The following is a 13523-nucleotide window of genomic DNA, read 5'->3' on the forward strand; positions in this document are numbered from 1 at the left end:
CAATTACCAGCGCTGCTTCAGCAGGTTGGGTTGGATACCCGCAATCTGCACAATGTTACGCAGATCTTTTTGCGAGATACCCGCTTCGAATTCATCACGGAAATATTTGATGGCACTTTGTAGCGGTTCGACCGCACCCGGTGCGTGAGCGCAGAAAGTTTTACCCGGCCCTAAGAAACGGCACAGCTGCTCTAGGGTTTCAATATCCCCCGGTTGCCCTTCGCCTTTTTCCAGCGCTTGTAAAATTTTCACACTCCATGGCAGACCATCGCGGCACGGCGTACACCAACCACAGGATTCACGGGCAAAGAAGGTTTCTAAGTTACGCACTAAAGAAACCATGTTGATTTCATGATCAACCGCCATCGCTAATGCAGTACCAAGACGGCTACCTGCTTTAGCAATATTTTCGAAATCCATCGGTAAGTCGAGGTGGTCGTTGGTCAGGAAATCTGTCCCTGCCCCACCTGGCTGCCATGCTTTTAATTTCAGTCCATCACGCATACCACCTGCGTAATCTTCCAACACTTCACGTGCCGTGGTACCAAATGGCAATTCCCATAAACCCGGATTTTTCACGCGGCCAGAGAAGCCCATCAATTTCGTGCCCGCGTCTTTACTCTTACCTGCGCTTAAATCGATATACCATTGGTCGCCGTGCTCTAAAATTGCTGGCACGTTACAAATAGTTTCGACGTTATTGACACAAGTTGGTTTACCCCAAGCACCTGATGTTGCAGGGAATGGTGGCTTAGAACGTGGGTTAGCGCGACGGCCTTCTAAGGAGTTAATCAGTGCAGTTTCTTCACCGCAGATATAACGCCCAGCGCCGGTGTGAACAAATAGTTCGAAATCAAAACCTGAACCGAGGATATTTTTGCCTAACAGGCCCGCCGCTTTGGCTTCTTCGATGGCACGGCGCAGATTTTGCGCAGCTTCAACATACTCACCCCGTAAGAAGATATAACCACGATAGGCTTTAAGTGCATAAGCGCCTGTGATCATCCCTTCAACTAACAAGTGAGGGAGTTGCTCCATCAATAAACGGTCTTTATAGGTGCCCGGTTCCATTTCATCCGCATTACATAAGAAGTAACGCAGTTTCATGTTTTCGTCTTTTGGCATCAGGCTCCATTTCAGACCCGTTGAGAAACCCGCACCGCCGCGCCCTTTCAGGCCAGCGTCTTTTACAAGATTCACAACTTCATCGGGAGCCATGCCTTTGAGCGCACGCTCAAGACCTTTGTATCCGTTCTTACTGCGATACTCATCTAACCAAACAGGCTGATTGTCATCACGCAAACGCCATGTTAGAGGATGAGTTTCAGCAGTACGGATCACTGGATTAACAGAATTTGTCATGGATACTGCTCCAGTAATTTTTGAATATTTTCAGGCTGCACGTAGCTGTGAGTGTCCTCATCGATCATCATCGTAGGACCTTTGTCACAGTTACCCAAGCAACAGGTTGGCAGCAACGTAAAGCGACCATCGGCTGTTGTTTGGCCCGGGCGAATATTCAGCTGTTTAATGATTTCAGCTTCTAAGCCCTGATAACCTGTAATATGGCAAACAACACTGTCGCAATAGCGAATAATGTGGCGACCCACTGGCTGGCGGAAGATTTGGCTATAGAATGTCGCCACACCTTCAACATCACTGGCTGGGATGCCTAAGACGTCAGCGATAGCATGGATCGCACCATCTTCAACCCAACCGCGGTTTTTTTGCACAATTTTCAGTGCTTCAATTGAGGCAGCACGTGCATCTTCGTAATGGTGTTTCTCACCTTCAATCTCTTCACGCTCTTTCTCTGTTAAGACAAAGCCATGATTGACTTGCGGTTCAAACACATTCACGACATTGAGCTCATTGTGCTTCTCATTTTCGTTATGTTCATTATGCATGGTTAGCGATCCACATCCGACATTACAAAATCGATACTACCCAGATAGACGATTAAGTCTGAAACTAAACTACCTCTGATCACCGCAGGAATTTGCTGTAAGTGCTCATAGCTCGGGGTACGAATACGCGTACGGTAGCTCATGGTGCTACCATCACTGGTTAAGTAGTAGCTGTTGATACCCTTCGTAGCTTCAACCATCTGGAATGACTCATTTGCTGGCATCACCGGCCCCCAAGACACTTGCAAGAAGTGGTTGATCAAGGTTTCGATGTGCTGCAACGTGCGTTCTTTTGGTGGCGGAGTTGTCAGTGGATGGTCAGCTTTGAATGGGCCTTCTGGCATATTCTTATAGCATTGCTCAAGAATACGGATACTCTGACGCATCTCTTCCACTTTGATCATCACGCGGTCATAACAGTCACCGTTATGAGCGATAGGAATATCAAACTCGAAGTTTTCATAGCCTGAATATGGACGCCATTTACGTACGTCAAAATCAACGCCTGTTGCACGTAATCCAGCTCCTGTCACACCCCATGCCAACGCCTCTTCTTTTGAGTACATTGCAGTACCGATAGAGCGACCTTTTAAGATGGAGTTTTTCAGTGCAGAAGTCACATAAGACTCTAAACGTTTTGGCAACCAGTCTAATAATTCGCGAAGCAGTTTTTCCCAACCACGCGGTAAGTCGTGCGCAACACCACCGATACGGAACCATGCGGGGTGCATACGGAAACCGGTAATTGCTTCAATGACGTTGTAGACTTTTTGACGGTCGGTAAACGCAAAGAAGACCGGGGTCATCGCACCAACGTCTTGGATATAGGTACTGATATACAGTAAGTGGCTGTTGATACGGAATAACTCAGACAACATGACACGAATGGTTTTCACGCGATCCGGCACTTCAATGCCAGCCAGTTTTTCAACGGCCAACACATATGGCATTTCATTCACACAACCGCCGAGGTACTCGATACGGTCAGTGTAAGGAATGTAGCTATGCCACGACTGGCGTTCACCCATTTTTTCAGCGCCACGGTGGTGGTAGCCGATATCGGGCACACAGTCGATAATTTCTTCACCATCCAATTGCAGCACGATACGGAACGCACCGTGTGAGGATGGGTGGTTTGGCCCCAAGTTCAGGAACATGAAATCTTCGTTTTCATTTCCACGTGCCATGCCCCACTCTTCTGGTTTGAAAGTCAAAGCTTCCATTTCCAGATCTTGTTTCTGCTTAGTCAGCACAAAAGGGTCAAACTCAGTCGCACGCGCAGGATAATCCTTACGCAGCGGATGACCTTCCCAGCTTGGAGACATTAAAAGGCGGCGTAAATTTGGGTGACCTTGGAAGGTGATACCGAACATATCCCACACTTCACGTTCATGCCAATTCGCATTCGGGAACAATGAAACGATCGAAGGCACGTTTAAGTCTTTCTCATTAAGAGCGACTTTTAACATGATATCGCGGTTACGATCGATAGAGATGAAGTGGTAGAAAACACTAAAGTCTGCTTCTGGCAGACCTTGACGGTGAATTCGTTGACGCTCATCTACCCCATGTAAGTCAAATAACATGACATACGGTTTTGGTAATTTCTTTAGGAAATCGACCACTTCCAGTAACTGTTCACGACGCACCCAAACCACTGGCATGCCAGTACGAGTTGCTTGAACAGAAAAGGCATCCGGCCCAAATTGATTGCGCAGTTCCAGAAGCACAGGGTCATTTAAATGATCCTGTGTCTGCCATCCTGGCTGGGTACTACTCGCTTGCGCTATCTGATCTGTCATCATTCTTCACCATAACGCTTGATCAGGTTTATTATTTCGCAACAACATTGCTCTGTTACGCTGTATGGCTTTAAGCCTTAAATTTCGTCTGGTGTACGCAGGTTAGTCACTGCAATACGTTCACCGTGCTTTCTTTCTCTTTCTGATTGCATATTGGCACGGTAAACCCCTTGGTCTCCAACAACCCAAGACAGCGGTCGACGCTCTTTACCGATAGATTCTTGCAACAGAAGCAGAGCCTGCATATAGGCTTCTGGACGCGGTGGGCAACCTGGAATATACACATCCACAGGAATAAATTTATCGACGCCTTGTACAACAGAATAAATGTCATACATGCCACCAGAGTTGGCACATGAACCCATGGAGATTACCCATTTTGGTTCAAGCATTTGGTCATACAGACGTTGAATAACAGGCGCCATTTTAGTGAAACAGGTACCTGCTACTACCATGAAATCGGCTTGACGAGGTGAAGCACGCAGTACTTCTGCACCAAAGCGGGCGACGTCATGAACAGCCGTGAACGAAGTCACCATTTCTACATAGCAACATGAAAGACCAAAGTTATATGGCCAGAGAGAGTTTTTGCGCCCCCAGTTAACCACATCGTGAAGTGCATGAGAAAGTTTCCCCATGTAAACACTGTTTTCAACTTGCTGCTCCAGTGGATCAGTGACGATTTCCTGGGTTTGCAGTGGGTAACGGTCGTTCTCACCGTTCGGATCTATGCGGGTGAGCGTATAATCCATTGTATAATGCCTCGCTTTTTACTGCGGATGACGATTGCTGATTTTAATAACTTCACTAGGATGCTTAACTTTTCCGCGGGAACGGACTGGAGTCCAATCCAATGCTCCTACGCGAACGAGATAAAACAGTCCCGCCAACAATACCAAAATAAAGATCGCGGCTTCGATGAAACCTACCCAACCGGCTTCGCGGATGGCAACTGACCATGCAAATAAGAACATGGCTTCAACATCGAAGATAACGAAAAACATGGCGACTAAGTAAAACTTAGCAGACATGCGGAGACGTGCACTACCGACCGAGTCGATACCGGACTCATAAGGAACATGTTTTGTTCTGGCTTTGGCGCGGCTACCTAAAAAGTGACCTGCGACCAACATGAAAGCACAAAGACCGATAGTGCCGATAAGGAATATCGCAAACGCCCAGTTATGGGCTAACGCTAGGATTGATGTAGACATACTCGTTGCTTACTCATTACTTATGGTGTGTTAACTGCTCTTTTTTACATCACGGCAGAGTTGCACCACAATTGCCCAGTTAATCGAGAAGAAAGACCAAAATTGATCACAAACTAAAATATCCCCAAACTTAAATCAGTCTGTTGACTGCGTTTGGTTTGTCCTCTCTCATTACAATTTATTTTACTTAAATTAAGTAAAATAACCCGTATTTGTTACAAAAACTTCACACTTTGAAAACAACAGAACAACAAAAAGTAACCATAATCTGCTAAAACGTGTCAGTGTAATGATACTCAAGTAAACACGCAAACTAGTTTAACTGATTATTCGTTTTTACTACACCATTATCTCAGGAAAAACCTGTCTTAACAGATGAAAAATTGCGCTTTTTATTTGATCTAACGCACACTTTTATTGAAAAAGTACTCAATTTGTTTACATAGCATTCAATTTCACTTTAAGTCTTTGTAACTCTTTTTAACGCATAACTTCAAGTAACTAACTGACATTCAAGCGCTATTTTATCTCTTCAATAAAAAAACATTGTTAATAACATAACAAACTGTTAACTAAACAATGAAATTCAGGTTATGCCAGCTACATCACAATTATTTCATGGTCTTTCACATTTAACCATACTTATTAAGTGGTTAATTGCTTTTTTTATGAGCGGATATTGATAAAAAATCGATAAATTTGAATTTGATAACCGATTAAAAATATCACTGAACATTATTTAAGCATGCATAGAAGCAAATTTCTCAATACCATTTCCCAATATTGAAAATTGAGTTCCACAATTTGAAATAATCGTTTCAGTCATCCGTATCAATTCACATTATCTGTTATCTAACAGCTTAATTAGTCTGTACATTAGCCATTTAATCAGAGATAACCACCTCAACCGCTGCTCACGTCTTATTTAGACTGCGATTAACATGTTGATTTTATTTGTACATAGCCAATAACGCATTGATCACAAACAAGTGTTCCCGTAATAGATTGGCAAAAATGACATAAAAAAACGGTAATCCCAAACGTATTGGGATTACCGTCATTATAATAAATTAATTAAGTATTGGCGTTAAGATAACCAGATGAATCGATTAACTTAATTACCTTCCTCGCTGCTATCCATCAACTCACTTGCTGAGGCTGCAACATAAGGGATTTTTTTGTTTTCAATCGCACTGAATACTGTCAGAACAAAATCTTTTTGCTCGTCTGCATTCTTATACAACCAATACTGAATATCTGGTAAGCGTGGTAGCCCATCTGATTCATTCAAAATACGTAAATCTGCATTTTGCATTTCCATTGGTCTAGCGGTTACCCCAACCTCTGCATTGACTGCCGCACGAACAGCAGGTAAAGAAGCTGCTTCATACGCAACATGCCATGACAAACCTGCATCATCAAGAGCACTAGTACAAAGTTTACGATATGGATTGGTTTCATCCATAACAACTAATGGAACTGGCTCATTGGGACGCAATTGAAAATCAGGTGCACTGTGCCACAAAACAGGCACTGTTCTTAACGCTGTTTTAGGGTGGTGACTAATTCTTGCTGTTGTTAAAGCAAGGTCTATCTCATGATTATCAAGCATTGACTCAATAAATTGTGCTCGTTTAATGCGCACTTCTACGGCAATTCTTGGATAAACAGACGCGATACGATTAAGTAAGAAAGGTAATAAGATATCGACGGTGTCATCGGATGCGCCAATACGCAATTCACCATCAGCGTCATTATAAGTTAATGACGCTGTAGCATCATCATTGGCGCGAAGTATTTGCCTTGCGTAGCCAAGTAATTGTAATCCGTGCGCGGTGAGCAGTTTATTTCGCCCATGGCGAGCGAAAAGCTCACGGCCGACTAATTGCTCTAAACGTTGCATTTGCTGGCTCACAGCAGATTGTGTTCGACAAACGGCTGCAGCTGCGGCTGCAAATGTGTTAAGATCTGCGACAGCGACGAAAGTACGTAGCAAATCAAGATCTAGGTTCATGATGGGACGATTGGAATTTATCATCGTTCATTCTCTTATATAATTTTATGTTACCTGGTGTTTCTGCTCTCCTCCATGAGAATCAGCGAGTTTATAGCGACTACTAAGACTACTAAGACTACTAAGTGAGTGCATTTCTAATCCATAGATCTGCAATGACTTCTCATTATTTTACTTTTTTGCATCCAGCTCATTAATCGCTAACGATAGAGCAGGGTACAAATAGCATACTTCCAAAAATCAAATAATTTTAATAAAAGTGGGATGATTTCCTAAAAAACACGCTAAAACGCGCTTGATAGGTTACGCTTAAATAGTAACATATTTAATGTAATCACAATTATTTTAATGTAAGCACATTATAAAATTCGTTTCACTATTTTTATATAGTCAAAAATATCAAATGGTTATAATTTTAATCAGCACTTTTGGTTAAAGAAAGCAGCTTGAAACAATCAATATTACTAACAAAATCGCCCTGATTATTATAAAAAAAGGCTATTACAGCAAAAAAAATCATGTCTGATTTAATGATTCAATGCTTAATATTACATTTTGATACAATTTTCTTTTTTTCCGCTATTTTTATGCTTTTTTACTTTTTATACTCCAAAACATCAAAGAATGTCGATATTATAATTCAATCAGTTCAATATTATAAGAATATACAGCCAGCCTAAAATAAATAATAAGATACCAAACATTACATTTAAGCGTAAACCAACCTTTTACACCAAAAATAACCTTGCATCTTCAAAAGCTTCTGAGGGAGGAGTACAGTAAAGGAATAACGTCGGCCCGACCAATGCAACCCTTAGGGTAATGAGAGAACTATGAATAATCTAACTAAATCCAGTAAGCTCGATAATGTTTGCTATGACATTCGTGGGCCCGTATTAAAAGAAGCGAAGCGCCTAGAAGAAGAAGGCAACAAAGTCCTCAAACTCAATATTGGTAATCCGGCCCCGTTTGGTTTTGAAGCTCCAGATGAAATCCTTGTGGATGTCTTGCGTAATCTGCCAAGTTCTCAAGGTTATTGCGACTCAAAAGGCTTGTATTCTGCCCGTAAAGCGATTGTGCAGCATTACCAAGCTCGTGGCATTCATGAAATGACAGTAGAAGATGTCTACATTGGTAATGGTGTTTCCGAATTAATCGTACAAGCCATGCAAGCACTGCTTAATAATGGTGATGAAATGTTAGTACCAGCGCCTGATTATCCATTATGGACTGCTGCAGTTTCCCTTTCGGGAGGAAAAGCAGTTCATTATATGTGTGATGAACAGCAAGGTTGGATGCCTGATATTGAAGATATTCGCAAAAAAATCACACCAAGAACACGTGGTATTGTGGTCATTAACCCCAATAACCCAACGGGTGCGGTCTACAGCAAAGACCTATTAATGGAAATTGTCGAATTGGCTCGCCAGCACAATCTTATTATTTATGCTGATGAGATTTACGATAAAATTCTTTATGATGATGCAGTGCACCACTCTATTGCCGCCCTCGCCCCTGATTTATTAACCATTACATTTAATGGATTATCTAAAACGTATCGCGTCGCTGGCTTCCGCCAAGGTTGGATGGTATTAAACGGCCCGAAAAAACATGCGAAAAGCTATATTGAAGGTTTAGAAATGCTAGCCTCTATGCGCCTATGCGCAAACGTGCCGATGCAGCATGCCATTCAAACTGCACTGGGTGGCTACCAAAGTATTAGTGAATTCATTCAACCAGGCGGCCGTTTATATGAGCAACGTAATCGTGCATGGGAATTGATCAACCAAATACCCGGCGTTTCATGTGTAAAACCACAAGGTGCCCTGTATATGTTCCCGAAAATAGATATTAAACGATTTAATATCTATGATGACCAAAAAATGATTTTAGACCTGTTACTACAAGAAAAAGTGTTGTTAGTTCAAGGTACCGCATTTAACTGGCCTGAACCTGACCATTTCCGCATCGTTACGCTACCTTATGCGGATGACCTTGAAATGGCGATTAATAAATTCGGCCGCTTCCTTGAAGGCTATCGCCAATAAAAATTTATTCAAAATAATAAAAAGCCTCCTAATTCCGGAGGCTTTTTTTATTCTAAATTTAGCCATCATTAATAGACTGTATTATTTTGATAATCAAAGAATAGAAATAAAATAAATTGCCACAAGGAAAAAGCCCAATAATATAAATGGAAAATATTTCATATTGCCTCTTTATTTCCGGATTGAACATCCATTATATTTTTTTGATTACATAATTCAACACAATTAAAATAGCAGTCAAGTTATAATCTAAAATTGATTATATTATTATGATTATCTTAATATGCAAAATAGATATTAGAACATAATTACTAGAGAGTAACTTATTAAAAAACAATAAAATTATATCGCTGCTACATTATTTCCGTTATAATTTTTTTCGTTTGCAGACACTAAAGAAGAGGACTTATGAGCTACTTTTTCGCCCATCTTGCTAGAATGAAGTTAATCCACCGCTGGCCGTTAATGCGTAATGTCCGAACAGAGAATGTCTCTGAACATAGTCTCCAAGTAGCTATGGTTGCCCATGCGCTCGCTATCATTAAAAACCGTAAGTTCGCAGGGAACGTCAACGCAGAAAAAATTGCTTTGTATGCGATGTACCATGATGCTAGTGAAGTGATTACAGGGGATTTACCAACCCCAATTAAGTATCACAACCAGCAAATTGCTCATGAATACAAAAAAATAGAAAAATTTGCTCAGCAAAAACTACTCGATATGCTCCCAGAAGAACTACAAGCGGATTTTAAAGCGCTACTAATTGAAGATATACAATCAGAAGAAGAGCATTTTATTGTTAAACAAGCCGATACACTGTGTGCCTACTTAAAATGTTTAGAAGAACTGTCCGCGGGCAATAGTGAATTTAAATTAGCCAAAAGACGGTTAGAAAAAATGCTTGCGGAAAGAAATAGTCCAGAAATGGAGTATTTTATGAAAACGTTTGTGCCAAGTTTTACCCTATCATTAGATGAAATTAGTAATTAATTTAAAATAAGGAATGAGCGTATCGTTCCTTATTTTAACACTCGATAACTTTATATTTTGATGTAATTATTCAGTTTTTTATGCCGAACTGATACCCGTCGAACAATCTGAAGATGAAGAAAAATGTGCGTATAGTTTTCTAGACTCGCCATTAATTCCTAATATAACTCCACCACCATCCCCAGATGTTATATTACAACTAACATCATGTTTACATTCATAAACCTCACGTTCGTAAGTCCAAAATTTAATATGCCAAATATCAGACCCTACACCTATATAGTATTTGAACCCAAAACAATTTTCTAAAATACCTTTATTCGGTACATGTTCAATATGTTACTGATCTTTCGTATTCATCCAAAGAACAGACGCGAGATGTGTTAGAATCATATTTTTATATCTTTTCCCCAAAAATTCTCAAATGTTGCATAACCATAATAATACCTTTTTTGTATATTTTTGACTTGAACCATAAATTCACCTCTTAATAATTGAATTAATATTATGTATTTTGATTCGAAATTAATGGTAAGTTAAAATACAGGAGAGTAAATTATAATTAATATCGTTTAATTGATAAATAAAAGAGGAATGGTTAATTAAAAATATCAATTAACCATTAATGTAATTTCTTAGAATGGAAATAAAATAGGCACAACTGCAATACTAATAAACATCACAATAATAGTGAATGGCACACCCACTTTCAAAAAGTCCGAAAATTTATAACCTCCAGGCCCTAAAACTAAGGTATTAACTGGTGATGAAACGGGGGTCATAAAGGCTGCGGATGCGGCAATGCCAACAATCATCGCAAAAGGCAACGGTGAGACATCCATTTGGCGAGCCGCAGCAATGGCAATCGGAGCCATTAGCACTGCAGTTGCGGTATTGGAAATAAATAACCCAATCGTGGCACACAGAATAAACAGGCACAATAGCATCACATGTGGCCCTAACCCACCAGCAACTTTCATTAACGCATCAACGGCAAGGGCAATCCCTCCCGTTTCTTGCAGTGCTAGTGCAAAAGGCATCATCCCAACAATTAATATAATACTCGGCCAGTGAATTGACTTATAGGCACTTTCCATATCAATACAGCGAAATTTCCCCATTAACAAGCAGGCAATAAGTGCTGCAATAAAGTTAGGAATTTCATTGGTCACCATCATTGCGACCATTAATGCCAAACAAAATAAGGCATGAGGAGCCTGAGATGCAGCAGGTGCCACCGCCTCTACTTCAGCAGCCAGATTCAATACAATGAAGTTCCGTGGCTTAGTCGATAAAATGCGAATTAATTTCCAATCCCCAATGACTAATAAAATATCACCCAATCGAAGCGGTTCATCTACCAACTTGCCGTCCAACGCTTTGCCATCTCGACGAATACCAACCACATTCAAGCCATAACGAGTACGAAATTTAATGTCTCTTAAAGATTTACCCAAGAGTTCAGAATCTGGATTCATCGATACTTCAGCCATTCCCACATCACGTGATTGGTCTGAAAAATAATCTCCCCGTAAAATCATCGGTTCAAGGAGTTGTTCGCTACAAAATTGACGTAAATCGTCATCACTCACCGAAATATCGACTAATAAGACATCTCGCTCGCGTAACTCTGTTCCCCCAGTTGCACTCACCATCACTCGACGAAATTTACGCCAACGCTCAATCCCCACTACGTTCGCTTCGTAACGGGAACGCAAGTGCAGCTCATCAAGCGTATGGCCAATGAGTGGCGACCCCTTGCGGATAGCAAGGCGGCGAGCTCTACCTGTCAATTTATAATCACGAATTAAGTCACGGAAAGTACGTCGATAGCGCTCAGGGAGTTTGTCTGGTTCGTTACTGCCTAGCCAACGCCTTGTCAGCCACATGTAGGCAATACCTGCGAATAAAATTAAAATACCAATCGGGGTAATAGAGAAAAATTGGAAGCCTTTGATCCCTTCACGTACCAATTCACTGTTCACCACCATATTAGGTGGCGTGGCCACTAGTGTCATCATCCCACTGATAAGCCCCGCGAAGCCTAGTGGCATCATTAACCGACTAGGCGATGTTTTCATCCGTGATGCGACACTTAAAACGACGGGAATAAAAATAGCCACCACGCCAGTGGAGCTCATAAAAGCGCCTAACCCAGCGACGGTGAGCATTAGGAAAACCAGCATTTTGCTTTCGCTGCTTCCTGCAACGCGAACAAGCCAGTCTCCCATTTGGTAAGCGATGCCTGTGCGAACAAGCCCATCACCAATAACAAATAATGCTGCAATTAGCAGAACGTTAGGATCTGCAAAACCTGCGGTAGCTTGCTCTAATGTTAAGGTATCACTCAACACAAACGCGACAATGACAAGCAATGCGACCACATCCATGCGAATCTTATTTGTGGTAAACAGAACTATCGCAATTAATAGGAGGGTTAAGACCCACAGCAATTCTCCGTTCAAAATATCCCCTTTCGACGAAAAAAAACATTGCTAAGAATTTTATTCAGTTAAGCATGTTTTACGGAGAATTTCTTTGATTAAATCACCATTAAGTCAAATTAGACACGAAAAGTTCATAATCACCATTATTGTCAGGCCCCATAACAGAAATTTGAGCCAATGAACTTACAATTACTTGAATTTCATCACGACGTGGCATGCCTTCTGGTGCATGGACTGCGACCACTTGGCAACCTGCCGTTAATGCAGAATGGATACCTGCCTGCGCATCTTCAAAGGCAATACAGGATTTTGCAGGAAGCGAAAGTGCTTGGGCTCCAAGCAAGAACGGTTCTGGGTCCGGCTTTCCTTTCGTAACTTTTTCAAATGTCACCCAATGTTTAGGTTCTGGTAAACCCGCCGCTTGCTGGCGTCCATGGGCAATCGGTACGGTGCCAGAAGTGACAATTGCCCACGGTGCCCCAATTTCATTTAAACGTGACAGCAAGGCAATCGCGCCAGGCAGGGCAACCACGCCCTCCACATCTTCGCTTTCCATTTTTTCTAACCAGCGAAAATACCCCATAATTTCTTCATCACTCGCCTCGGGTAAAAAGTGACGCAAACTGGTTAACGCGGGTTTTCCATGAATAAAATTAATGACTTCGGCTGAGTCTACACCAATTCGTTCGCCAAACTTACACCAACAGCGCTCAACCACAGCCAAGGAATCTGCCAATGTGCCATCTAAATCAAATAGAAACCCTTTTGCCTTTAATTTCACGTCTACCCCTTTATTTGCTATTCACACAATAATTGAATCGATTCTGGCCCACTAGTTAACGCTAAATAGACGCCAATGCGCAACCTCAATAACAAAAATAATCAAGATTTGCGTTAATAACTTAGATTTGAATGCACTTGAGAGTTAAAACAGGAAAGGAATGTTGATTTGAAATTGGGATTTTTTAAAACTTTATTTACTTTTTATACTCTATTTGCTCTAAATAATTCGCGTTGTCGCTAAGCGACTAGAGAGGATATCTCGGGGAGCATACAAAAGTATGTGACCCGAGTAGCCGAACGCAGCCAACAACGAGACAA

The 13523-nt window shown here is 41.4% G+C and carries 10 protein-coding genes; 2 read left to right on the forward strand and 8 right to left on the reverse strand.

The window, feature by feature from the left end:
• Positions 1-3: 3 nt before the first annotated feature.
• The 6 genes from nuoF to PR683_RS06470 all read right to left on the reverse strand — a co-directional run bounded on the left by nuoF (position 4) and on the right by PR683_RS06470 (position 6961).
• Positions 4-1362 carry an NADH-quinone oxidoreductase subunit NuoF gene (gene nuoF, locus PR683_RS06445; RefSeq protein WP_004259820.1) on the reverse strand — a complete coding sequence of 453 codons (1359 nt, stop codon included), beginning with the start codon at positions 1360-1362 and terminating at the stop codon, positions 4-6.
• Positions 1359-1907: an NADH-quinone oxidoreductase subunit NuoE gene (gene nuoE / locus PR683_RS06450; RefSeq protein ID WP_004912250.1), complete on the reverse strand. Its 549-nt coding sequence runs from the start codon at positions 1905-1907 to the stop codon at positions 1359-1361. The genes nuoF and nuoE overlap by 4 nt, the downstream gene beginning before the upstream one ends.
• Positions 1908-1909: 2 nt before the next feature.
• The gene (nuoC, locus tag PR683_RS06455) at positions 1910-3712 is read right to left on the reverse strand and encodes an NADH-quinone oxidoreductase subunit C/D (protein WP_375372756.1); all 1803 of its coding nucleotides are present in this window, start codon (positions 3710-3712) and stop codon (positions 1910-1912) included.
• A 74-nt stretch (positions 3713-3786) separates the two neighbouring features.
• Positions 3787-4461, reverse strand: coding sequence for a NuoB/complex I 20 kDa subunit family protein (locus tag PR683_RS06460; RefSeq protein WP_004912254.1), 675 nt, complete (start codon positions 4459-4461; stop codon positions 3787-3789).
• Between the two features lie 18 nt (positions 4462-4479).
• Positions 4480-4923 carry an NADH-quinone oxidoreductase subunit A gene (locus tag PR683_RS06465; protein WP_004259806.1) on the reverse strand — a complete coding sequence of 148 codons (444 nt, stop codon included), beginning with the start codon at positions 4921-4923 and terminating at the stop codon, positions 4480-4482.
• Positions 4924-6037: 1114 nt separating this feature from the next.
• Entirely contained in the window at positions 6038-6961 is a 924-nt protein-coding gene (locus PR683_RS06470; RefSeq protein ID WP_004912258.1) for a LysR family transcriptional regulator, read from the reverse strand.
• A gap of 809 nt (positions 6962-7770) precedes the next feature.
• On the opposite strand from PR683_RS06470, the gene PR683_RS06475 reads away from it, so the two are divergent.
• On the forward strand, positions 7771-8985 hold the full coding sequence (locus PR683_RS06475) for a pyridoxal phosphate-dependent aminotransferase (protein WP_004259802.1): 1215 nt from the start codon (positions 7771-7773) through the stop codon (positions 8983-8985).
• Between the two features lie 408 nt (positions 8986-9393).
• Positions 9394-9975 (forward strand): 5'-deoxynucleotidase, encoded by a 582-nt coding sequence (gene yfbR / locus PR683_RS06480; RefSeq protein ID WP_109911551.1) that lies wholly within the window; start codon positions 9394-9396, stop codon positions 9973-9975.
• Between the two features lie 635 nt (positions 9976-10610).
• Here yfbR and PR683_RS06485 read toward each other — a convergent pair.
• Complete coding sequence (locus PR683_RS06485; RefSeq protein ID WP_117162387.1) at positions 10611-12440, reverse strand: SLC13 family permease; 1830 nt, start codon at positions 12438-12440, stop codon at positions 10611-10613.
• An 88-nt stretch (positions 12441-12528) separates the two neighbouring features.
• Entirely contained in the window at positions 12529-13203 is a 675-nt protein-coding gene (locus PR683_RS06490) for a sugar phosphatase (protein ID WP_004912267.1), read from the reverse strand.
• Positions 13204-13523: the final 320 nt, after the last annotated feature.

It is taken from the genome of Providencia sp. PROV269, from assembly GCF_028477785.1.
Lineage (GTDB): Bacteria > Pseudomonadota > Gammaproteobacteria > Enterobacterales > Enterobacteriaceae > Providencia > Providencia rettgeri.